Consider the following 23,207-nt stretch of genomic DNA (forward strand, 5'->3'; position numbering starts at 1 on the left):
AGGCATGAAAATCTGCGTCGTCGCTCTCGGAAAGATCGGACTGCCGCTCGCCGTGCAGTTCGCCGACAAGGGGCACTCGGTGGTGGGTGCCGACGTCTCCGAGCGGGTCGTCAAGCTGGTAAACGACGGCGCCGTGCCGTTCCCGGGCGAGGCGGACCTCGACGTCAAGCTCAAGGAGGCGGTGGCGGCGGGCCGGCTCTCCGCCACCACCGACACCGCGGCGGCGGTCGCCGAGAGCGAGGCCGTGGTCGTCGTGGTGCCGCTCTTCGTGGACGCCGAGGGGGTGCCGGACTTCGGCTGGATGGACGACGCCACCCGGGCCATCGCCGCCGGTCTCAAGCCGGGCACCCTGGTCAGCTACGAGACCACCCTGCCGGTCGGCACCACCCGCAACCGCTGGGCACCGATGCTGGAGGAGGGCTCCGGGCTCAAGGTCGGTCGCGACTTCACCCTGGTCTTCAGCCCGGAGCGGGTGCTGACCGGCCGGGTCTTCGCCGACCTGCGTCGCTACCCCAAGCTGGTCGGCGGGGTGGACGAGGCGTCGGCCAGGCGCGGTGTCGAGTTCTACCAGGCGGTCCTCGACTTCGACGAGCGCTCCGACCTGCCCCGGCCCAACGGGGTGTGGGACCTGGGCTCGGCCGAGGCCTCCGAGCTGGCCAAGCTCGCCGAGACGACGTACCGGGACGTCAACATCGGCCTGGCGAACCAGTTCGCCCGGTTCTCCGACTCGGTCGGGGTGGACGTGCTCAAGGTGATCGAGGCGTGCAACAGCCAGCCGTACAGCCACATCCACTCGCCGGGCATCGCGGTCGGCGGGCACTGCATCCCGATCTACCCCCGGATGTACCTGTGGAACGACCCGGCGGCCACCGTCGTACGGTCGGCCCGGGAGGCCAACGCGGCCATGCCGGAGTACGCCGTGGACCTGCTCGCGGCGGCGGTCGGTGACCTGACCGGGGTCGAGGTGCTGGTGCTGGGTGCCGCCTACCGGGGCGGGGTCAAGGAGACGGCGTTCTCCGGCGTCTTTCCGACCGTCGAGGCGCTGCGCCGCCGGGGCGCCAAGCCGTACGTCTCGGACCCGATGTACACCAACGAGGAGCTGACCGGCCTCGGCCTGCCGGCGTACGACGGTGAGCCGGTCACCGCCGCGGTGATCCAGGCCGACCACGCCGAGTACCGGACGCTCGGCGCCGCCGACCTGCCGGGCGTGCAGGTGCTGGTGGACGGCCGCCGGGTGACCGACCCGGCCCGCTGGACCACGGCCCGCCGGGTGGTGATCGGCGGCTGAGCCGCTGCTCGGCGGCCGGGACGGACATTCACGTTCCTGTGGTAGAACCGTTGGGCCCCGGGATCCTTCCCGCCATGACGCCGCCGCCACGTCAGCCCCGCCGGCCAGCAGCGCGGGCTGACGGCGGCGCGTCGGGTATCCGAGAGGAGCAGTGACGATTTCCAGGCGTGTCCGTAGCGGATCCCCGCCCCGGGTCCTCTACCTGTCGTTCTACTTTCCGCCCAGCCGGGCCAGTGGCGTCTTCCGGGCCCGGGCCACGGCCAACCACCTCGCGGAGGCCGGCTGGGACGTGACCGTGCTGACGGCTCCCCGGGAGTTCTTCAGCCACTACCTCGAGAACGGCAGCGACGAGTCGCTGGAGGCGACCGTCGACCCCCGGGTACGGGTGGTCCGGGCGCCGATGAACCCGTACATCTGGGAGACGGACGTCCGGCGGTTCGGCCGGCTGCGCGGCAACTTCCCGGTCCTGTCGGACCGGATCTACCAGCGGATCTTCCGGTCGGTCTTCCCGGAGCACTACAACGGCTGGGTACCCGGACTGCTCTCCAGGGCGTACGGGATGCACCGGAAGCGCCCCTTCGACCTGGTGGTGGCGACCGGCAACCCGTTCGTGTCGTTCGCGGTCGCCTGGCTGCTCGGGCGCACCCTGCGGATCCCGTACGTGGTCGACTACCGGGACGCCTGGACCTTCAACCAGTTCACCGAGGAGGTCCGGATGGGCCGGAACACTCCCGGTGGCCGGTGGGAGGCGCGGGTGCTGAAGCACGCCGCCGAGGCGGTCTTCGTCAACGACGGGATGCGGCAGTGGCACGCCGAGCGCTACCCGTACGCGGCGGACCGGATGACCGTGGTGCCGAACGGCTGGGAGCCGGAGCTGCTGGGCCGGCCGGAGTTCCGGCCCGTTCCGCCGGACCGGCCGCTGCGCTTCGGTTACGTCGGGACGGTCACCCCGTACTTGCCGCTGGACGTGCTCTTCGCCGGCTGGCGGCGGGCGCAGAGCCATCCGCTGCTGGCCGGGGCGGAACTGCACATCCACGGCCACCTCGGCTTCTTCGCCAACACCGTGGCGCCGCTGCGCGACCGGATCGAGCAGGAGCACAGCTACGGGGTGCGCTACCACGGCGCGTTCGGCAAGGCGGACGTCAGCCGGATCTACGAGCAGGTCGACGCGCTGGTCTTCTGCGTGCCGGGTGCCCGGTTCGTGACGTCGGGAAAGGTCTTCGAGTACATGGCATCCGGGAAGCCGGTGGTCTCCGTGCACGAGCCGCTGATCGCGGCGAGCGAGGTGCTCCGAGACTATCCACTGTGGTTCACCGGGGACCGGATGGACGCCGACGCGGTCGCCGAGTCGTTCATCGGTGCCGCCAAGGCCGCCCGGGACATGGACGGCCAGCTCCACCAGCGGGCGCTGGAGCACGCCCAGCAGTACACCCGGGAGAACACCCTGCGCCCGTGGGAGGCCCGGCTGCGCGCCCTGGTGGAGGGGTCCCGGTGACCGGCAGCCACCGCAACGTCGTCTACGTCGCGCTCGGGCCGCTGCGGGTCGGTGCGGCGCTGCACCACACCGCCGCGCTGGCGGCGGCGGGTGCCCAGGTCACGCTGGTCGTGGCGGACCTGCCACAGTGGAAGGCCGTGGCGCTGCCGCCCGGTGTCAACCCGCACCGGGTGCCCGGTCCGGGACGTGCCCTGCACCGCAACGCCCGGCGGACGGTGCTCGGGTTGCTCCGGGACGCGGACCTGCTGGTCGCCGGTGACCCGGAGGCGCTGCCGGTGGCCTGGGCCGCGGTCGGGTCCAAGCCGGGCCTGGCGGTCCGGTACGAGCCGGCCGACGAGCCGGCCCGCCGGCGGACACCCGCCGAGCTGGCCGTGGTCACCCCCTGGTATCCGTCACCGAACACCCCGGCCGGGGCCGGGGCGGTGCTGCGGGCGATGCTCCAGGCGGTCGGCGGGGAGTTCGGGCGGGTGTCGATCCTGCACACCGAGAGCTGGACCTACCCGCACCGCTCCCGGTCGACACACCTGATCGCGGCGGCGGCCGACCGGCTCGCCGGCCGGGCCGGCGGTGCCGTGCTGCGGGACACCCCGGAGGGTGAACTGACCCGGGTGCCGGTGCCGGTCTCGGCCGCGCCCGACTACGCAGCCCTGGCCCGCGCCCACGTCGACGCGCTGGCCGCGGTGCTGCCGAGCGGGCGGATCGAGGCACCGCTGGTGCACGCGCACACCGGCATCTTCGGCGGGCTGGTCGCCGCCCGGCTCGCCCGGCCGGACGCCCGGATCGTGGTGACCGAGTCCGCCCCGCTGGTCACGGCGGTACTCGCCCGCCCGGCGGCCAGGCGGCAGTACGAGGAGATGCTGCAACGCGTCGACGAACTCCTCTGCCCCGGCCCGTACGTCCACCAGCTGGTCAAGGAGCGCTTCCCGCAGTACGCGGACAAGCTGCGGATCGTGCCGGAACTGGTCGACTTCGACGCGCTCGTGCCCCGTCCCACCCCGGTCGAGGAGCCGCTGCGCTGGCTGCACCTCGGCCAGCCGGTCGAGGACGAGGGTGTGCCACCGGTGCTGGAGGCGTTCGCCCGGGTCGCGGCCGAGGAGCCTCGGGTGACGCTGACCCTCACCGGTGTCGGCGGCGACATGGTCCGCACCCGGGTCGAGGAGTTGGGGTTGACGGGGCGGGTCGTGCTGCGTGCTCCGGTCGCCGCCGACGAGTTGCCGGGGCTGCTGCACCGGCACGACGTGCTGGTGCAGCCCGGTGACGTCGGTCCGCTCGGTGCCACCGTGGTGGAGGCGATCGCCAGCGGTCTGCCGGTGCTGGTCGGGCGGACTCCGGAGGCGACGGAGACGCTGGCCGGGCTGGACGGCGTGGCCGGGCAGTTCGTCGACGTCGGCAACGATCCGGAGGTGGTCGCGGCCGGCTGGCGCCGGCTGCGGGACCAGTTCGGGGTACTCGATCTGCCGGCGGCCCGGGCCAGGCTGCTGGCCCGGCACGGCCGGGCGGCGGTGGCGGCCGGGTTGCTGGCCAGCTACCGGCCTGGACCGGACGCGACGGCGGGTGAGGCCCTCGGCTCGACTCCGATGCCGGACGAGGCAACCGGGTCGGCTCCGGCCGGGGTGCCGGTCCCGGCGACCACGCTGCCCGCGCCGGCCGGCCTTGCCGGATCGGTGCCGGCGGTGCGGGACGCGGTGGGTCAGGACGCCCGGCTGCTGGTGGTGGCGGTCAACCCGCCCAAGATCCATCTCACTCGAGAGTTCGTCAACCAGATGACGGCCCGGGGTTACACGGTGGACCTGGTCGTCAACGAGCCGGAGCAGTGGTCACGGGCCCGGCTGGACGAGCGGGTCCGGCTGCACCCCCTAATGGCGGCGGAGAACCGGCGGCTACTGCTCTTCACCGAGCAGTTGTTGCTGTTCCGGCTGCCGGGCCGGACGCTGCTCGGTGCGCAGCAGGTCGCGCGCAAGATCCACCGGCTCGGGCCGGAGGTCGCGATCGGTACGCTGCGGCGCTGGCACCGGCGCGGGGCGAAGGGCGTGCACAACAGGCTCTTCTTCCCCGCCTATCTGGTGCTCAGGCCGCTCATCCTGTGGCGGATCACCCGCCGCGCGGTGCTGCCGAAGCTCGACCTGGCCAAGACCCGGGGGGTGGTGGTCTCCGGCTCGTACGGCACCACCATCGGCTGGCGACTCGCCCGCCGGCATCCCGCGCTGCCGGTCACGACCTCGCTCACCGCCTTCGGCGACGACTCCTGATTTTCGACTCGTCGTCGCCGGGCGGAGGCAGACTATTGCCCACCAAGGCCCTCGCCGCATCCCGTAATTCGATCTGACACGCCCTGAGTCCCGTCACAGAAGGGGCTCAGGGCGTCCTCGACGCATCGGTTCCGCAGTTCGCCGCACACCCGGAACGCGAAGCTTCCGCCATCGCCGACTTCGTACGCGGTGCAAACCCATGCGCCGGTGCTGCCGACGCTGGCCGAGCGGTACTCCGCTCAGCACAACGCATTCGGCGTACTCCGGCTGATGCTGGCCGCCGGAGTGATCATCGCGCACAGTTGGCCGCTCGGCTTCGGACTGGGAAGCCCCGGTCACCTTCTCTCGTCGGGTCAAACCGACGTCGGGGCACTGTCGCTGTACGGGTTCTTCCTGATATCCGGCTTTCTGATCACAGAAAGCGGAATGCGATCATCGCTTCGGCAGTACCTCTGGGCCCGCATTCTCCGCGTCTTCCCCGGACTCTGGGTCTGCCTCCTGGTGACCGCCTTCGGATTCGCCCCGCTGGTCGCCTTCCTCGAGAACGGCAGTCTCGACGGATTCTGGGAACATCCCGGTGGGCCAGTCGACTATGTCATCACCAACTGGCTGGCCTCGATGGAGCAGTTCACGATATCCGGGCTGCTCTCGGACACGCCGTTCGGCCGCATGCTGGACGGACCGAGCGCCTTCGACGGATCGCTCTGGACCCTTCGTTACGACCTGGCCTTCTATGCACTGATCGGCGTCCTGGTAGGCACCGGAGTGCTGCGCCGCTCGCCTCGGACAGTACTCCTGCTTGCCGTCGGCTGCTACCTGCTCCTCCTTCGTGACGTGATCGCGGCCCCGACCTGGACCGCCCGGCCACCAGCGCACGGTGCGGTCGGTCCGATCCCGATAATCGGAGCGTCCGCCGCCGACTGGACACTCCAGCTCGGCTTCGTCTTCCTGCTCGGCGCGGCTGCCCGACTCTACGCGCACCGCATCCCACTGCACGACGGATTGGCCGTAGCTGCCGCCGTGCTGTTCGTACTGACCTTCTGGCGAGGCGGGTTCTTCGCTGTCGGCCTGCCAGCCTGGGCGTACCTGATGCTGTATCTGGGAATCGCGCTGCCGCGCCGGCTGGCGTGGCTCGGGCGCGGACGGGACTACACGTACGGCGCCTACATATACGGGTTCCCGGTGCAACAGCTTCTGGCGATACTGGGTGCGCAGCAACTCGGACTCGTCGGCTATATCCTGCTGAGTCTGTTCGGCGCGCTGATCTTCGCGGTGCCGTCCTGGCACCTGGTAGAGGGCCCCGCCATGCGCTTCAAGCGGCGCGGTCCCGGCGCGACCTACCGGCCACGGCACGGAATTCGGCCGCCACTTCCGTCGGCGCAGGCACCGAACCGGTGATGCGTTCGGGATCGTATCTAGCGGAACATCTGAAACGGTTTTTCCCCGTTGATCGGCTGGCCATGTCCCGGTGTCGAGTTCCGACCATGGCCGAGGGTTTCCCCTCCGCTGTCCGGAACCGTGTGAACCCGACTGGACGCGGCCCGAGGTAATGCCGTGGTGGACGTATTGTCTTCGAAAGCGCCACAACGGTGATTTGTCGATGTAGATTTTGAGCATGATGCCTGGTGACGGCCGCCCGGCCGACGATGCGGATAACGGCCGGATCGACTCAGATGATCGCGCCGTGCCCTCGGTCATGGCGGAAATCGGTGCTCTCTGCGTCCCGCGGTCGCGATTCCGGAGGCTGGTCCCGGGGCAGCGTCGAGTCGTCCGTGCACTGGGACTGCTGACCGTTCTCGTGGTGCTGGCGGTGGCTGGTGGAGTTACCGCCGGTTGGCTCTATCTGAGGTCGGTCGACCGGCACATAGAGCGGCTGGACGTGTTCGGCGGGATGCCGCCGGAGCAGCGGCCGGAAAAGGTCGTCGAAGGACCGTTGAACTTTCTCGTTCTCGGCCGGGACACGCCGGAAGACGGTGGAACCAGCTCCCGGTCGGACAGCATCGTCCTGGTGCACATCCCCGGCAACCGGGAGGGGGTGTACGCGATATCGATTCCCCGCGACACCTGGGTGACCGTGCCGGTCGACCACGCCGGGCGGCCGGACGTACCAGCGAAGGTCAACGCCGCCTTCGCATGGGGTGGCGCGGCGTTGACGGTCCGCACCGTCGAACGGTTCAGCGGCGTACGGATCGATCACGTGGTCGAAGTGGACTTCGCCGGATTCGCCCGGATTATCGACGCGCTCGACGGGGTCGAGGTCGTGATCGAGCGGAGCTTCGTCGCGAGCGAACCGCCGTACCGGCCCTTCGTCCAGGGGCTCCGCCACCTCGATGGCGCGTCCGCGCTCGACTACGCTCGGGAGCGTCATGCCTTTCCGGACGGAGACTTCGCCCGGATTCGGCACCAGCAGGAGCTGATCGCCGCGATGATCGGAAAAGCGAGCCAGCGGGACCTGCTCACCGATCCCCGGCGGCTCAGTGAGTTCCTGCGCGCGACCGCGGCGGCGGTCAGCCTCGACAGGGGCACCTCGCTGCTGGAACTCGGCTGGCTCGCCCACGATCTGCGCGGCGCCCGGACCACCATGATCACCAGCCCGTCCGCCGGCACCGGCAGGGTCGGCGACCAGAGCGTGGTGTTCGCCGACACGGCAGGCGCTGGGCGGCTCTTCGAGGCAGTCCGCACAGACCGGTTGGCGGGATGGGCGGCATCGAATGCGGCTCGCTGAGGCTCGATCCCGGTTGGCCCGTGCCCCCCGCCCGACACCGGCCCGATCCGGAATGATACGCGGTACGAGATGCGCCGCGTCCCGCCAGGATAGTCACACCTGCCGGCATCGGCGGATCGCGCCGACCGTTGTCGGTCAGCGGGTGCGCCGCCAGTAGCGACAGGTCCAGTCGACCGCCACCAGCTCGTCGGTGATGTCGAACTCGGCGCGGAAGTCGTCCACCGCCTGCCGGCAGCCCCGTACCGCGTGGTAGTCGTCGATGATGACGTACCCGCCCACCGACAGCTTCGGATACAGCGATCGCAGGGCCACGCTTGTCGAGTCGTAGAGGTCGCCGTCCAGCCGCATTACCGCGATCCGGTCCACCGGCGCGCCCGGCAGGGTCTCCTCGAACCACCCGGGCAGAAACCTGACCTGGTCGTCGAGCAGGCCGTAGCGGCGGAAGTTCTGCTTGACCTGGGACAGCGAGACCGCCAGGAAGGGAACGGTCCACAACGCGTCCTCGACGTCCTCGACCCGATGCGCATCGGGCTTCGGCAGGCCACGGAACGAGTCTGCCACCCAGACCTTACGGTCGCGGTCGGCGTACGCTGCCAGCAGCGCACGCATGAAGATCACAGTGCCGCCTCGCCAGACGCCCGTCTCGATCAGGTCACCGGGCACCCGCTGTCGCAGTACATCGAGTACGCAGTGCTCGACGTTGTCCAACCGGCGCAGGCCGACCATCGTCTCGGCGTCCGGCGGCCAGTCCCGCCCGTTGGCCCGAGCGTCGGCGTCGAAGGTGAACCTGGAGACGAGTTCGAGGCCGCGCCGGTGCAGCAGCCGCTGCCCTCGACGGACCAGCGCGCCCCGGGCACCCTTGCGGCGAGGCTCGTACGGCTGCCAGGTCTCACCGAACGCGTACCTGGTCAGGGTTTTCTTCATCAACTCGGTGTACAGACGTCGGGGATCGTCGAGGTCGCCGCCGGACAGCTCCGGCGCCATCAGAATCTCACTCACAATGCTTTCCAATCGGTAGGAAGGGGCGGACGGCGTCACCGACGGTGCGCCAGCTCAGATGCCCTCCCGTTGCAGGGCTGCCCGGAACCGGGCCAGGATCGGCGGCTCCAGGTCAGAACTCGGCACCTGCTCCGGCTCGGCCCTTGGCAGGTGGCTTGCCGGCGGCGAATCGGTAAGCGGCCCGGGTTCGGGGACCGGCCGCGGCACCTCGGCCGGACGGTCTTGTCGCGGCGTGGAGAGGGTCCGCGCTCCGCTGGGCGGGTACGGATGGCCGGCAGCCGCGGCGGAGGTTGCTGCCGGGATCGGAGCCGCAGCGGAGGTTGCTGCCGGGATCGGAGCCGCCGGCACGGCGATGTCCGGCAGGCCGCGGTGCGGTCGCCGGCGCCCTGACCGTGCGGCCGGCCAGGCCGCCGAGACGGGAGCGTCCAGCTCGTTCGCCCCGCCGACGACCACCAGTCCCAACAGCGGTACGTCGAGCCTGCGCAGTAGCAGGGCTGCCCGACTGGCCTCACCCTCGCGAGTCCGGTCGGCGTGCACGACAAGCAGAACGGTGTCGGCGTGCTGGGCGAGCAGTGCGAGGTCGACGCCGGCGAGCAGCGGCCCGGCGGTGCTCACGACCACGCCGGACCGGCCCGCGAGCTGGTCCAGTAGGATGCCGACCTGTGCGGTGCCCGGCGGCTGCGCGCCGAACGAGCGGCCGATCGGGTCCGCCGGGACGACGGCGAGCGAGGCGACGCCCGACACCGGCTGCGGCACCCGATCCCCAGCGATCACCTGTTGCAGCGTGCAACGCTCGGAGCCGGGAAAGACCTTTGCCAGGGTGGGCTGACTGGTCCGGCTCTCGACAAGCGTCACCGGCTTGCGGTGTCGGGCGAGACCGAGGGCCAGCAACCCGGCGACCAGGTCGACCGAGGCGGTGTCCCGAATTCCCGCGACGAGGATCCGACAGCTCGACGACGTGGCGGTCAGCACGCTCACCGCGGCCACGGTGGCATCGACGGCAGCGGCGACCTCGGGTCGGTCGTACAACGGGATGGCCTGCGTGGATGGCCGACGCGGCAACGGGGGCAGGGCGCCGACGACTGGAAGCCGGAGGCACTTCTCGATCTGGTCGAGGCGCCGCAGACGGTTGTCGAAACGTTGGCCCACCGAGGCCAGAGCAAGCCCCGCGAGCAGTCCGGCGATGCCGCCGAGCGCCAGATTGAGCAGCGGTTTCGGGGTCTGCGGGGTACGCGGCGGCGCGGCCCGGTCCAGCGGTTCGGCGCTGACCGGGGACTCGCCACCGATACGCAGCTGACCGACCTCGCTGCTGAGGGCATCGGTGACCGCGTTGGCTATGGCCGCAGCCCGGGGGCCGGTGTCGGCCGCGGCCCGGATGGTCACGATCTGGAGGCCGGGCTCCGACGCGCCGTGTACCCGTCCCGCCACCGAGTCCTCGGCGAGCCCGAGCACCGTCGCTGTCGCGGCAGCGACCTGCCGGGACTCGGCCAGTCGGGCGACCGTGGGCGCCAGGTTCTGGGCGACGGTGATCCCGGTGACGCCACCGTTGTCGGACCGCTGCGGCACCACCATCACCGAGGCCACCGCCTCGTACGACCGCGGCGCCATCAGGGTCACGGAGTGTGCGCCCGCCACTCCGGCAAGCAGGGCCAGTATCGGAAACATCCTGCGGTGCCGTCCGCCTCGGACAAGTGCGTGCAGGCGCTTGTGGATCGTCATCGTCTTTCCGCCCCTTCGGCGTCGGCCCCGGACGTGCCTGCCATCGCTGGCCGCGACGCGGAATGCCCCACCCGGTCGTTGCCGCGGTCCCGTTGCGGCGACCGCTGCCAGATCTCGCACATGATGTCGGCTGCCCGGTCCCAACCGAACTCCGACGCCCGACGCAACCCGAGTCGCCGGAGCCGGTCGCGCAGCGTGACGTCGTCCCGCAATCGGATCAACCGCTGGGCCAGCGCCGGCGCGTCGCCGGCCGGACAGGTCAGCCCGGCCGGCCCGATGATGTAGGGAATCTCGCCCACGTCGCTGCCGACAACCGGCACCCCGCAGGCCATCGCCTCGACGAGTACCCGGCCGAACTGCTCCCGCAGCGGTATGCCGACCCACGGCAGCACGTTGCGCTGGACGACCTCCGTCGAGGGAAGCACCAGTACGTCCATCCGCCGCAACAGCTCCGGCAGCCGGTCGTGGTCCACCCAGTCGTGCAGCCGTACCCGTCCCGGGCGTTCCGCCGTCGCGTTGGTCAGCTGGTGGGCGAGGCTGCCCCGGCCAACGGCCAGCAGGTCGACGTCGGCGAGCTCGGCAGCGCGCAGTAGGTCCACGATTCCCTTGTGTGGTTCGAGCCGGCCGACGAAGCCGACCGTGAACGGCCGTGCCCGGGGTGGCGCCTGGGCGGGGGTGAACCGGGCACGATCCACGCCGAGCGGCACGAAGGTGGCCGGTCCGTGGTAACCCTTGGCCCGCAGCACGCCGAGGGCTGCCGGGGTGATCGGAAAGGCGTGCGAGACGGCGTCGAACGCCCGCCGTTCGAGCTGGGGGAACGGCGTGGGGAAGCGCATCACGATGTTCTGCGCGGCGTAGAGGGTGGTCGGTAGACCCGGCCAACGCTCGCGGCGCATCCGGAGCACCTGCCAGGTGCTGAGGTAGGCGGCCTCGCCGATGATGTGCAGCACGTCGGGGCGGCGGGGCACCGCCCGGTGCAGCTCGTAGGGCCGGAACAGCACCGATGCCATGTGACCGGTGAGGCCCTCGCCGAGTAGGTGCGGCAGCCGCCGGTAGTGCAACCCTGGCCGCTGGCGGGCCAGGGTGCGCAGCGTCCGGTCGGTCTGCGCCGACACGTCGGCCACGACCACCGTGAGCGTCAGCTCCGGTCGGTCGGCCAGCAGGGCGAACAGGTCGGTCCAGTGCTCCGTGCGGTGGCCCACCGCCGTGATCAGGACATGCATCCGGAGCTTCCTTCCGGCGGGGGCTTCGTGGCGGTGGCCGCGAGCCGGGTGATCGTGGTCCAGGCGCGCAACCGGGCCAGACCCGGGCGCGGTGAGACAGCCAGCCGGACGACCGCCAGTGCGACTCCGAGCAGGGCCCGGAGCAGGATCACCAGCCGGAGGGCGTGGTACCTCGAGCGTCGGTGCCGGGCAAAGAACCGCAGCATGCTCCGGTAGAGGTGTGGCCAGATCCAGCCTGGGTCGGCGCTGCTGCCGCCGCCGGTGTGTCGCGCTGTGGCGGTGGGCAGCAGCACCACGTCCGCGCCGAGCCGGCGGGCCTGGAGACAGAGCTCCTCGTCCTCGTAGTACATGAAATAGCCCTCGTCCAGCCCGCCGATCCGGTCGAACAGGTGGCGGCGGATCGCGAGACAGGCGCCGGAGAGCCAGTCGACGCTCACCGGGGCGGACGGGACACGACAGGCGTCGTACGCCGCCCTGCGGCGCACCCCGGCGAGGAGTCGGCGTACCGCCACCGGCACCAGGCTGCCGCCGAACCGGGAGAGCACCACGCTGGTCAGGGTCTCGAACGGGTGGGCGCTGATCGCCGGCCGGCCGTGCGCGTCGACGAGTCGCGGCCCGACGATCCCCACGTCCGGACGCGCACGTAGGTGTACGACGAGTTCCCGGGCGGCCGGCGCGGGCAGCACGCAGTCCGGGTTGACCACAAGTAGAACGTCGTCGGTGCAGCCGGCCAGTCCCTGGTTGACCGCGGCCGCGAAACCGGCGTTGCGCTGGTTGGCGATCACGGTCACGTCGGGAAAGCGCTCGGTGAGCAGCGCGACGGTGTGGTCCGTGGAGTTGTTGTCCACGACCCGGACGCGGAGACCTGCTCGCAGCAGCGGCGCCACCGCCTCCGTGACGTGCCGCGCCGAGTTGTGGGTCACCACCACTGCGGTCGCGGCCAGCGGTGGCGGTCCGGCCGGCGCTCCGGGCCGGCCGGACGAGGGGCACAGGTTCGCGTGCGTCATTGTGCCTCCAGCACCCTCGATCTCCTGCCGGTCTGGCGCGCGATCACCGTCAACGCCGGCAGCAGTCCGAGTTCCCAGTGCCCGTCGGTCGGCCCGGCGAAGAACGCGGCGCCGAGGAATCCACAGGTCAGTGCCGCGAATGCCAGGGCGATTCCGTTGTGCTGCGTCAGGCCCGCGCGCAGCGTGCGCAGTACCGGCCACAGCACGGCGAAAAGCCCGACCAGGCCGAGGTTGGCCAGAATCATCACCCAGAACGCGTGGTAGACGGGGCCGACGTCGGTCACGGTGAACCCCTTGACGTACACCTGCTGGGTGGACTGGCCGAGACCCGCACCGACAAGTGGCCGCGTCGCGAAGGTCTCCAGACCGACGGCGGACTCCGGCCCCCGGTGTCCGGCGTCGCGTTCGAAGGCCGTCGCCACCGCGGCGGACCGCTCGCGGACGCCCGAGTGCAGCGTGAGCACGCCGAGGAGCAGGACGGCTCCGGCGACCGTGACCAGCAGCCCGCGCCGGACCACCGGACCACCCCGAACCAGCATGATCAGGATGGCCAGGCCGACGGCCAACCAGACCCCCCGGTAGGAGGCGAGCGCCACGTCGGCCAGGAAGACCGCGGCCAACAGCACCAACCCGGCGCGGTACCAGCCGCGAGCCCGTCCGGCGAGCACCATCAGCGGCGGTATGGCCAGCGCGGAGAGCAGTCCGCCGTGCCGTCCCGGAGTGGCCAGCTCGATCGTGGTCAGCACTGCCACGGGAACGAGGTAGAGTAGGGCAGCGGCGCGTAGCCAGCTCCGTGTGCGCAGAGTGTGCAGAGCCAGGAAGAAGTACGCCGGGACAACCGCTACCTGGTACGTCGCCACCAGCACGTTCCACGGTAGATGTCCCATCGCCAGGCCGTACACGGCGGCGACGCCGATGCCGACCCCCAGAGCGGCCATGGCGATGCTGCTGCTGCGCCACTGTGGGCTCCGGTCCGGTCTCCATCCGGCCAGGTGGCGTACGACAAGCGCCGTGCAGCCGGCCACCAGCGGCAGGGTGTGCATGACCACGAACATCCGGACGTCCGTGACATTGAGCAACCCACTGGCGATCGAACCGCCGATGATCCCGACCGGCAGGACCGCCCAGGGCCAGAGGAGGAAGGCGAGGCCGCAGAGCACGGTGCCGGCGACCGCGACGCCGAGGCCGGCGGGAAGAATCGCGGCCGGAACGGCGGCGGCGACTCCGGCGACGGCCGCCGCCAGCATCGACCAACTCCAGGTCCGGATCATCGCTGGTACGCCACTTCGGTGACCAGGTCACGCAACAGGGCGCCCCGGGAATCCCAGCTGTGTGGCACGGCGGCAGCCCGACGCTCCGCGATCGCGCGGGGACACCAGGCGGTGGCCAACTCCTCTTCCACCGCGGCGACGAACCGCGCCGCGGTCGCCGCGAGCCGCACCGGGGCGGACAGTTCCCGCAGCGCTGGTAGGCGAGTCGCCACCACCGGTCGACCGGTGGCCAGGAATTCGTAGCACTTCTTCGGGTGGACGTAGTCTATGAGTCCGCCGATCCGGTACGGGATGATCCCCACGTCGAAGCCTCGGACCAGGTCGGGTGCCTCGGCGAAGGGCACGGCCGGCCACAGCCGCACGTTCGGCAGCCCGCGCAACGGCGCCAGGCCGGCCCGGGTCGACGGGCCGACCAGCAGCACTGTCCATTCCGGACGTGCGGCAGCCAGTGCGGCGACCAGCTCGCCGTCGAGGGCCCGGGTGTCGATCGTGCCCAGATAGCCGAGGATCGGCCGGGGTAGCCCGGCCAGTGCCGGTGCGACCGGCCCGTCGGGGGTGAACAGCTCAGGATCGCAGCCGTTGGCCAGGAGCACCGGCGACCGGCGGGCATCCGGAAGCCGCGCGGGAAGCGCGCTCGAGGAGGCGAGCACCAGGTCGGCGGCGGAGACCGCGCACCGCAGTGCGCGGCGGAGGTGGCCGCGGTTCCACCGCCGGGTGAACGTCCAATCCAGGTCGGTGGCGTCGTAGATCACGGCGGTGGCGTCGAGTCGGCGGCAGACCGGCCAGGCCAGGTCCTCGTCCAGCCAGACGATCCGGGTTCCGGGCCAGCCGGCCAGCCAGCGGGCCAGCCGCAGTGCGGTGAGCCGCCGGTTCAGCCGGTTCACCGCCGGCAGCTGCCGACCGAACGGGAGGATAACCGGCGGCAGCGCGTGCCACAGCGAGTGGTCGACCTGACGTACCGACCACCGCCAACGGGGCGTGTTACCGGGCGGGTCGACGAAGACCACCCGCCGGTCGGTGGCGAGTTGTCGGGCCAGCGCGTGCTGCCGGTGTGCCGAGACCCGCCAGGGACTGCCACTGAACATCAGCACCCAGTCGGGGGCGCGCTCGTGGGCCCCGGCTGCCGGGGTGGCGGATGCCTCCCGGCGGGTCGGGGCGGCGAGCCCGGTGTCGGTCACAGCAGGACCTCGGGACGGGCGGGCCGGTGCCCGACCGGCACCAGCTCGTCCTCGTTGAGCCGCCCGACCAGGTAACGGCTGGTTTCGTCGAGGCGCAACACCCGGGCCCCGGGCCGGTCGTCCAGCCAGCGGCGCAGCAGCCGGGCCGCGTGCCAGCCGTTGAGCGCCCGCACCACGGGAAGCCGGCCGGCGAAGGGCACCAGGGCGGGCGGGCTGGCCCGCCACACCGCGCCGTCGAACCGGACCCGCAGCCTCCGGGCCAGGGCCGGGTTCGGTGGGTCGACCAGCAGCACCCGGAGGTCGTCGAACCGAGCGCCCAGCACCGTCTGGAAATAGTGCTCGGCCGCCCACGAGCCGTCCGCGGAGAGGATCGTCCAGTCCCGCAGGTCGCCGTCGGGCAGCGGCCCGACGTCGCCACGCAGTGCCGCGGTCAGGTCGCGCCAGCCCAGCATGGTCTGCCGCCGACAGAGCCGCTTAACCAGGTGGTCGGCGACCAGGACCAGCCGGAACACGCCGACGCGGTAGCCGGGCTGGGTCAGCCGCAGGTAACCCACCAGACCGCCGATCAGGTGCCGGAACCGGGACGCGGTGCCCAGCAGACGGCAGGAGGCGCCACGGGTGTGGGTGACGACGGCGTGCGGGATCATCCAGAGCTGGTGTCCGGCGGCCTGGAGCGTACGGGTCAGTACCGCGTCGTTCCAGTAGATCGGAAAGCGCTCGTCGAAGATCCGGTCCGGCTCCAGGATGGTGCGCCGGACCAGCATGCAGCTACCCGAGGCGAGTTTCCGGGGTCGGGAGAAGTCCGAGCCGCGCAGCTCGAAGCGGTGCAGTGCGGACCGGAAGCCGGGGACTCGGCGGAGCGCGGTGAACAGGGTGAGCGCGGCCGGGAACGTCGGCAACTGGACGTAGTGCTGCTGGAAGCTGCCGTCGGGGTTCAGGTACAGCGGGCTGACCCCTGCGGCGTCCGGTCGCAGTCGCAGGAACTCCACCATGGTGTCCAGCGCGCCGGGATGGAACCGGACGTCGCTGTTGAGCAGGAGGACCAGCTCGCCGACCGCCTGCCGGTACGCCTGGTTCACCGCGGCCGCGAAACCGACGTTGCGCGGGTTCCGGACCAGGCGTACCCGGGGGTCGACGGCGAGCAGTTCGGCGGAGCCGTCGGTGGAGGCGTTGTCGACCGCGACGACCTCGTACGGCAGGCCGGCGGTCGCCACGCGCAGCGAGTCGAGGCAGCGACGGGTCTCCTCGCGGGTGTTCCAACTGATCAGTAGCACCGAGACGACCGGCACGGTCATGTTGGCCACCCCCCCTCATGCCTACGGGCCACCAGACGCAACGCGTCACCGAGCCGGGGATGCCGTACCAGGGGTGACCCGGCGGCGGCCCAGTCGGCGACCAGCAGGTCCCGGGCGTGCCGCAGCCGTCCCCACGGCCGCCAGTAGAAGCGGGAGAAGACCGTGTCGCAGGTGACGACGTCGTATCCGGTGGTGGTGACGAGTCGGAGGAGTGAGTCGGGGGTGAAGTGCCAGCGGTGGTACCGGAACTGGAGATGGGGCCAGTTGGTGCCGAGTCGGGTGGCGGCGGCGGAGGCGATGTTGGGGACTTCGAGGGCGAGCCAGCCTCGGGGGTTGAGCATGCGGTGGGCGGCGTGGAGGAACTGTCGGGGGTTTTCGACGTGTTCGAGGACGTGGAAGGCGCAGACGGCGTCGACTCGGTGGGGTGGGGTGAATGTTTCGAAGTGGCCGTGGTGGACGGGGACGCCGAGGTGGTCGCGGGCGTGTCGGGCGGCGTGTGCGGAGATTTCGATGCCGTGGGCGGTGATGCCGGCGTGTTGGGCGGCTTTGATGAAGTAGCCGCCGGCGCTGCCGGCTTCGATGAGGGTGGTGGGTTGGTGTGTTCGGGTGGTGTGTTGGAGCCAGCGCAGGCGGCGGGCTGATTCGTAGCGGCGGGGGCGGGGGAGGTAGTAGTCCTCGTAGCCGTCGCCGGTGAAGTAGGACTCGTCGTACAGCTCGGTGGTGGGTGGGAGGGGGTGGGCGGTCCAGGCGAAGGTGCAGGACGGGCAGCGGCGTAGGTTGCCGTCGAGCCGGGTGTGTTCCTCACCCGCCCCGCCACACACCAGACAGGTGTACTTCTCCAGTTGGATGGTCACGATCTCTCCCTCCGGGGCTCACGTACCCGGGCGACGAGTCGGAGCAGGTCGCCCAGCCGGGGCTGGGTCAACCGCAACGACCGGGTGTCCAGCCAGTCGGGCGGCACGAGTCTGCGGGCGTGCCGGAGGCGGTAGCCGGCCGGCATGTAGTAGCGGAAGACGGCGGTGTCGCAGGTGACGACGTCGTATCCGGTGGTGGTGACGAGTCGGAGGAGTGAGTCGGGGGTGAAGTGCCAGCGGTGGTACCGGAACTGGAGTCCGGGCCAGTTGGTGCCGAGTCGGGTGGCGGCGGCGGAGGCGATGTTGGGGACTTCGAGGGCGAGCCAGCCTCGGGGGTTGAGCATGCGGTGGGCGGCGTGGAGGAACTGTCGGGGGTTTTCGACGTGTTCGAGGACGTGGAAGGCGCAGACGGCGTCGACTCGGTGGGGTGGGGTGAATGTTTCGAAGTGGCCGTGGTGGACGGGGACGCCGAGGTGGTCGCGGGCGTGTCGGGCGGCGTGTGCGGAGATTTCGATGCCGTGGGCGGTGATGCCGGCGTGTTGGGCGGCTTTGATGAAGTAGCCGCCGGCGCTGCCGGCTTCGATGAGGGTGGTGGGTTGGTGTGTTCGGGTGGTGTGTTGGAGCCAGCGCAGGCGGCGGGCTGATTCGTAGCGGCGGGGGCGGGGGAGGTAGTAGTCCTCGTAGCCGTCGCCGGTGAAGTAGGACTCGTCGTACAGCTCGGTGGTGGGTGGGAGGGGGTGGGCGGTCCAGGCGAAGGTGCAGGACGGGCAGCGGCGTAGGTTGCCGTCGAGCCGGGTGTGTTCCTCACCCGCCCCGCCACACACCAGGCAGCGGCGCAGATCGGTCGGCACGGTCATCAGGCCGCCTCCCGCATCGGGGAGACCGGCCGGGGGCGACGCGTCAGCCGGCGGAGCCTCGCCCGGTCCTGAGCGGAGAAGAACCCGGCGCCGACCAGCACACCCAGCGCGACCAGCAGTACCACCCCGGAGCGGGTCAGAACGGCCAGCGCCGCGTCGAGCCGTCCCGGCCCGTCGGGCAGGAATCGGGCGGCGACGGTGCCGCCGAGGCCGGCCAGGATCGCGGCGCTCGCAGCCGGCCGGACGGCGGCCAGCGTCGGGGCGATCGGTCGACCGGTGCTGCGGTGGAAGCGCACGACGAAGTAGACGGTGCCGACCGCGATTCCGCACGAGGTGGCCAGTGGTACGCCCAGCGGCCCGAACAGCCGCCACAGCGGCCAGGTCAGCGCGAGGTTGAGGACGACCGACAGCAGTGCGTACCCGGTCTCTCGGCCCGGCTGGTTCTCCACCCGCAGCACGATCGCGGTGGCGCCGGCGATCAGGTTCAGCGCGTAGCTCGGGGCGAGGACGACGATGCTGGCGGTGGCCCACCATACGGGTTGGCCCAGCCAGAGCCGGATGAGCGGCTCGGCGGAGACCACCAGCAGCGCGGTACCGACGGCGGCGAACGCGGTGAGGTACCGGGTGGTGACGAGGTGGAACCGGTCGAGCCAGATCCGCCCCTCGGCGGCCGTCCGGGACACCGCCATCGGGAACATGGCCATCAGGACGATCGCGGGTGGCAACCGGAACATGTTGAGCAGCCGACTGCCGAGCTCGAACGCCCCGGCCACGGTGGGTCCGGCGACGCCGCCGAGGACGAACCGGTCCAGTTCGAGGTTGACCGCCCCGGCCGCGTTGGTCACCTGCACCCGTAGGCCGTAGTTGAACAGGTCGCGCAGCCCCGCCCGACGCAGGCCGCGCAGGCTCGGGGTGAGTCGCCGGTACCGGTGCCGGGCGGCGGTCACCACAAGCGTGGTCCGCACCGCGCCGACCGCCGCGGTGGAGGCGGCCAGGGCGGAGAGCCCGCCGCCGAGCCGGACGACCATCACCGCGAGCACGGCACCGAGCACGGCGGTGCCGGCGGTCACCCAGGCCAGTGTGGTGTAGTGCTGGGCGCCCTCGAGCACGGCCCGCCACGGCAGGGCCGCGCCGTCGCAGAGCAGCCCGAGGAGCAGGATGAGCAGCGCGTCGCGAGCCTCGGCGGCGAGGTCGCCGAGCTGCACCATCCGGGCCAGCGAGGACCAGGCCGCGACGGTTCCGGCGGAGGCGAGCAGCCAGAGAGTCACTCCCCAGAGCAGACCCACCCCGAGCACGGCCCGGGTCATCCGGTCCGGCTGGCCGGCCACGGTGCGGGCGACCTGCCGGACGAGAGCGGAGCCGAGCCCCAGGTCGACCAGGGCGAGGGCGCCGACCACGCCACCGAGCAGCACCCAGATCCCGAACTCGGCGGCGCCGAGCCGGTCGTACAGCATCGGCAGGGTGGTCAGCCCCGCCACCGCCACGGTGAATCGGGCGGTGACCATGGCGGCGGAGTTGCGGGTCAGCCGGCCGTCTCCGCCGGTCGCGCGGTCAGCCACGGGGGAACCCCCGAAACAGCTCGGCGATCGTCAGTAGGACCAGCAGGAGGTCCAGCCGCAGCGACCGGCAGTGCAGATAGAGCAGGTCACAGCGGAGCTTGTCCTCGACCGTGGCGGCATACCCGCCGGTGAGCTGGGCGATACCGGTCAGGCCCGGGCGGATCGAGTGCCGGAGTTCGTAGTGCGGCAAATCCCGGAAGCTGGCCACGAACTCCGGCCGTTCCGGGCGTGGCCCCACCAGACTCATGTCGCCCCGGAGGACGTTCCACAGTTGCGGCAACTCGTCCAGGCGGAACCGACGCAGTAGCCGGCCGACTCGGGTGACCCGGTCGTCGTCGACGCCGGCGAGTGCCGGTCCGGTGTCGCGCTCCGCGTCGGGGTGCATGGTGCGGAACTTGACCATCCGGAACCGGCGGCCACCCGCGCCCACCCGTTCCTGGACGTAGAGCGGCGGACCGCCCAGGCCCGCCGCGACCGTTATGAGCAGCAGCAGCGGGATCAGCAGCGGCATGCCGAGCAGCGTCACAGTCAGGTCGAGGGTGCGCTTGATCCGTTGCTCGCCGGAGCGGGCGGGTCGCAGGCGCAGCCAGGGCAGTCCGCCGAAGCGCCGAAGCCGGGCGGGTTGGAGCAGCCCGTAGACGGGGTGGGCGAGGACGAGGATGTCGACGTTGCGCGCCAGGCATACCGCCACCAGCCGTTCGTCGAGCTGGTCCAGGCGGAGCTTGCAGAGCAGCAGTCTCGGCCGCCAGTGCCGCAGCGCCTCGTCGAGCTGCTCCATCCGTGGCGTCAGCGGCAGCCGGGCGGCCACCTCGAACTCGTCGGCCAGACCGTCCGGGGTGCGGTCGCCATCGGGCGGTTCGAGCACCAGCACCCGGACGCCTCGACGGAAAGGCGCGGGTCGTCGTCCGGTTGGGACGTTCCGCCGGTCGTGCCGGTGTCGGCCCTGCTGCCGTCCCGCACGTGGGTCGACCCGGTACTGCGCGTCGGTCCGGTGCCGGCCACTACCGGTCCGGGGCCGTGGACGCGTCGCCGGTACAGCGACGTACGGCGCCCTGACCTGGGCGAGGTGCGGCTGCTCGATGCTCAACGTGGTGGCGACTTTCCGGGCGGGTCGGCGAATCCGAGGCGCTCTACATGTTCACTACATGGTTCGACATACTCTAAAGGGACTATCGTCGCAGAGGGTCCGAATCAGGAAACAAGCCCCATTCGCTCCAACCGGGCCCAGAACATCAAGGAGCCTGACTATGACATGAAGGGATTTCGCCGGTGATAGGCGGAAGATGCCTCGCTTGTACGATTTAGGCAGAAATCACCATGTCCATGGCGTTTGGTCCCCTACTGTTCTCGCTGACCGGACCGAGAGTGATACGGGGGAGATGGTCATGTACGGACCGAAGGGACCGCCCACCGGCGGCGGACTCGCCGTGACCGGCGTGGCGTTGCAGTCCTGGCTGCTGGCCGGCCTGGGCCTGCTGATCCTGGGCACCGCGATGGTGTTGCTCGTCATGCAGAAGAGGACCCGGTGAGTGGTGCCCACGTGCGACGGACCAGGCGGGTCGGCTGGCTGCGACCCGTACTGGGCGTCGCCGTGGGCGCTGCGGCAGCCGGTGCGGTTGCCGCGAATCTGGGCGCCATCGCGGGTGCCGAGGCGTGGCTGAGCGCCCGCTTCGTCAGCCTGTTGGGACTGGCCGAGGCGCGGTCGACGTACTCCACTGTGGTGTTTCCACTCGATCGGCGCCTCGTCGGGTTCATGGTGACCCTCGGTTGCTCTGTCGGCCTGCTGCTGATCCCGCCGGTCGCCCTCACCGCCCTGCTGGTGTTCCTGGGACGGGTCGGCCTGCTGCGGGCCACGGTCTGCTGCGCGCTCACCGCGGCCGTCCTGACCGCGGTCAACCAGCTACGACTCGCCGCCGTGGTCGTCTCGATGCGGCTGTGGGGATTTGAAACGGGTTACGAACGCAGCCACATCCTGATCGGATCGGTGATCACCACGCTCGGCGTGGTGGCCGGCACGATCCTGTTCGTCACGATCCTCACCCGGGGACGGACCTTCCGGGGAGCGGCCCATGTCGCTGCAGCTTAGCGCACTGGAGGTGCTGAACACGCTGGCGTTCCTGCTCTGCGTGACCTTCTGCGCGTACGTCATCGGGATCATGGTGATCTTCCTGAGGCCGCGCACCGCCTCGGACGGCGACCCGTCCTCCTACACCTGGCATCTCCTGGTGCCCTGCCGGGACGAGGCGACGGTGGTCGTGGAGACCGTACGCGCGCTGCGCCGCACCTTCCCCGAGGCGACCGTCTGGTGCGTCGACGACGCGTCCACCGACGGGACGGGCGAACTGCTCGACCAACTCGCGGCGGATCCCCGGATACGGGTAGTGCACCGCCGACTGCCGGAGGCCCGGCAGGGCAAGGGGGCGGCGCTCAACGCCGGCTGGCGGGCGATCCGTTCCGCGACACCGGCGGACGCCGACCGGGACCGGATCATCGTCGGGGTGGTCGACGCGGACAGTCGTCTCGATCCACGTTGCCTGGCGGCCCTCGCCGGCCGGCGCTACTTCGGTCGATCCGGTGTCTCCGCAATCCAGATAGAAGTACGGATGCTTAACTGCGGCCGGACCCGGTCCCGGGTCGCCCGTCGGCCCTGGAGCCAACTGCTGATCCGGTTGCAGGACATGGAGTTCCGCGGCCCGATCGCCGCCATGCAGGAGTTGCGGCGGCATACCGGCAGCGTCGGCATGGGGGGCAACGGGCAGTTCACCCGGCTCGCCATGCTCGACAGGATCGCGGACCGACACGGTACGCCCTGGCACGGCGCTCTGCTCGAGGACTTCGAGCTGGGGTTGCACGTCCTGCTCGTCGGCGGACGCACCGAATACTGTCCGGAGACCTGGGTGGCACAGGAGGCGCTGACCAAGCTCCGGCGGCTGGTCCGGCAGCGCACCCGGTGGGCGCAGGGTTCCATGCAGTGCGCCCGGTACACCTGGGCCGTCCTCACCTCGCGGCACATCCGCAACACCGGGGCGGCGGAGATCGCGTACTTCCTCGCCGCGCCCTGGACCCAGCTTGTCGGCACCCTCGTCTATCTCGGCTGCTTCGCCGTGCTCGGCTACTACGTCGGTCAGGCGCCCGACAGTCTCGCCGGCTGGTGGAGGCACGGGGGATGGGGCGTGGTGCCACTGATCGTGGTCTTCGGCATCCTGCCGTTCGCCACCTGGGGCCTGATCTACCGGCACCGCTGTGACCGCAGCCTGAGTATCCCGGCCGCGCTCGGCCTGGGCCTCGGCCACTGGCTGAACAGCTACGTCCAGTGCGTGGCCGTGTGGTGGGCCTTCTTCCGGCTCGTCGGCGCCCGGTCCGACTGGCACAAGACCGCACGATCCCGAGACGCCGTGCGCGCCGCACTCACCCGTCGGGTCGCGCCGCCACACCACTGACCGCCCTCCGGTCTGGACTCCGGTTGGGTCCGCCCAGCCCGCACACAG

The 23,207-nt window shown here is 71.1% G+C and carries 19 protein-coding genes; 8 read left to right on the plus strand and 11 right to left on the minus strand.

What is annotated here, in order from left to right:
• The first annotated feature begins 4 nt into the window (after window positions 1-4).
• The 5 genes from O7626_RS10405 (at window position 5) to O7626_RS10425 (ending at window position 7,757) form a co-directional block, all read left to right on the plus strand.
• Window positions 5-1,288 carry a nucleotide sugar dehydrogenase gene (locus O7626_RS10405; protein WP_278060950.1) on the plus strand — a complete coding sequence of 428 codons (1,284 nt, stop codon included), beginning with the start codon at window positions 5-7 and terminating at the stop codon, window positions 1,286-1,288.
• Window positions 1,289-1,439: 151 nt separating this feature from the next.
• Window positions 1,440-2,783 carry a glycosyltransferase gene (locus O7626_RS10410; protein WP_278060951.1) on the plus strand — a complete coding sequence of 448 codons (1,344 nt, stop codon included), beginning with the start codon at window positions 1,440-1,442 and terminating at the stop codon, window positions 2,781-2,783.
• Window positions 2,780-5,032 (plus strand): glycosyltransferase family 4 protein, encoded by a 2,253-nt coding sequence (locus O7626_RS10415; protein WP_278060952.1) that lies wholly within the window; start codon window positions 2,780-2,782, stop codon window positions 5,030-5,032. Before O7626_RS10410 ends, O7626_RS10415 begins: the two co-directional genes overlap by 4 nt.
• A gap of 207 nt (window positions 5,033-5,239) precedes the next feature.
• A complete protein-coding gene (locus O7626_RS10420; protein ID WP_347404771.1) occupies window positions 5,240-6,430 on the plus strand; it encodes an acyltransferase in 1,191 nt (396 codons plus the stop codon).
• Window positions 6,431-6,842: 412 nt separating this feature from the next.
• Entirely contained in the window at window positions 6,843-7,757 is a 915-nt protein-coding gene (locus O7626_RS10425) for an LCP family protein (RefSeq protein WP_278060954.1), read from the plus strand.
• Window positions 7,758-7,892: 135 nt separating this feature from the next.
• On the opposite strand, the gene O7626_RS10430 is transcribed toward O7626_RS10425, so the two are convergent.
• Genes O7626_RS10430 through O7626_RS10480 form a run of 11 tightly spaced genes read right to left on the minus strand, consistent with a single transcriptional unit; the run spans window position 7,893 to window position 20,590 of the window.
• Window positions 7,893-8,756, minus strand: coding sequence for a TylF/MycF/NovP-related O-methyltransferase (locus O7626_RS10430; RefSeq protein ID WP_278060955.1), 864 nt, complete (start codon window positions 8,754-8,756; stop codon window positions 7,893-7,895).
• A 54-nt stretch (window positions 8,757-8,810) separates the two neighbouring features.
• Window positions 8,811-10,475 (minus strand): hypothetical protein, encoded by a 1,665-nt coding sequence (locus tag O7626_RS10435; protein WP_278060956.1) that lies wholly within the window; start codon window positions 10,473-10,475, stop codon window positions 8,811-8,813.
• A complete protein-coding gene (locus O7626_RS10440) occupies window positions 10,472-11,698 on the minus strand; it encodes a glycosyltransferase (RefSeq protein WP_278060957.1) in 1,227 nt (408 codons plus the stop codon). The genes O7626_RS10435 and O7626_RS10440 overlap by 4 nt, the downstream gene beginning before the upstream one ends.
• Entirely contained in the window at window positions 11,686-12,705 is a 1,020-nt protein-coding gene (locus O7626_RS10445) for a glycosyltransferase family 2 protein (RefSeq protein ID WP_278060958.1), read from the minus strand. The genes O7626_RS10440 and O7626_RS10445 overlap by 13 nt, the downstream gene beginning before the upstream one ends.
• Window positions 12,702-13,976, minus strand: coding sequence for an O-antigen ligase family protein (locus O7626_RS10450; RefSeq protein ID WP_278060959.1), 1,275 nt, complete (start codon window positions 13,974-13,976; stop codon window positions 12,702-12,704). Before O7626_RS10450 ends, O7626_RS10445 begins: the two co-directional genes overlap by 4 nt.
• A complete protein-coding gene (locus O7626_RS10455) occupies window positions 13,973-15,154 on the minus strand; it encodes a glycosyltransferase (protein WP_278060960.1) in 1,182 nt (393 codons plus the stop codon). The genes O7626_RS10450 and O7626_RS10455 overlap by 4 nt, the downstream gene beginning before the upstream one ends.
• Window positions 15,151-16,449 carry a glycosyltransferase gene (locus tag O7626_RS10460; protein WP_278060961.1) on the minus strand — a complete coding sequence of 433 codons (1,299 nt, stop codon included), beginning with the start codon at window positions 16,447-16,449 and terminating at the stop codon, window positions 15,151-15,153. Before O7626_RS10460 ends, O7626_RS10455 begins: the two co-directional genes overlap by 4 nt.
• Complete coding sequence (locus O7626_RS10465) at window positions 16,446-17,303, minus strand: class I SAM-dependent methyltransferase (RefSeq protein ID WP_278060962.1); 858 nt, start codon at window positions 17,301-17,303, stop codon at window positions 16,446-16,448. Before O7626_RS10465 ends, O7626_RS10460 begins: the two co-directional genes overlap by 4 nt.
• The gene (locus tag O7626_RS10470; RefSeq protein WP_278060963.1) at window positions 17,300-18,160 is read right to left on the minus strand and encodes a class I SAM-dependent methyltransferase; all 861 of its coding nucleotides are present in this window, start codon (window positions 18,158-18,160) and stop codon (window positions 17,300-17,302) included. Before O7626_RS10470 ends, O7626_RS10465 begins: the two co-directional genes overlap by 4 nt.
• Entirely contained in the window at window positions 18,160-19,719 is a 1,560-nt protein-coding gene (locus tag O7626_RS10475) for an oligosaccharide flippase family protein (RefSeq protein ID WP_278060964.1), read from the minus strand. Before O7626_RS10475 ends, O7626_RS10470 begins: the two co-directional genes overlap by 1 nt.
• Window positions 19,712-20,590, minus strand: a complete 879-nt coding sequence (locus tag O7626_RS10480; protein WP_278060965.1) for a sugar transferase — start codon at window positions 20,588-20,590, stop codon at window positions 19,712-19,714. The genes O7626_RS10475 and O7626_RS10480 overlap by 8 nt, the downstream gene beginning before the upstream one ends.
• A gap of 514 nt (window positions 20,591-21,104) precedes the next feature.
• Here O7626_RS10480 and O7626_RS10485 point away from each other — a divergent pair.
• Genes O7626_RS10485 through O7626_RS10495 form a run of 3 tightly spaced genes read left to right on the plus strand, consistent with a single transcriptional unit; the run spans window position 21,105 to window position 23,159 of the window.
• Entirely contained in the window at window positions 21,105-21,248 is a 144-nt protein-coding gene (locus O7626_RS10485; protein WP_278060966.1) for a hypothetical protein, read from the plus strand.
• Between the two features lie 11 nt (window positions 21,249-21,259).
• Complete coding sequence (locus tag O7626_RS10490; protein WP_278060967.1) at window positions 21,260-21,805, plus strand: hypothetical protein; 546 nt, start codon at window positions 21,260-21,262, stop codon at window positions 21,803-21,805.
• Window positions 21,789-23,159: a glycosyltransferase family 2 protein gene (locus O7626_RS10495; RefSeq protein WP_278060968.1), complete on the plus strand. Its 1,371-nt coding sequence runs from the start codon at window positions 21,789-21,791 to the stop codon at window positions 23,157-23,159. Before O7626_RS10490 ends, O7626_RS10495 begins: the two co-directional genes overlap by 17 nt.
• Window positions 23,160-23,207 lie beyond the last annotated feature (48 nt).

This window comes from Micromonospora sp. WMMD1102 (assembly GCF_029626265.1).
Lineage (GTDB): Bacteria > Actinomycetota > Actinomycetes > Mycobacteriales > Micromonosporaceae > Plantactinospora.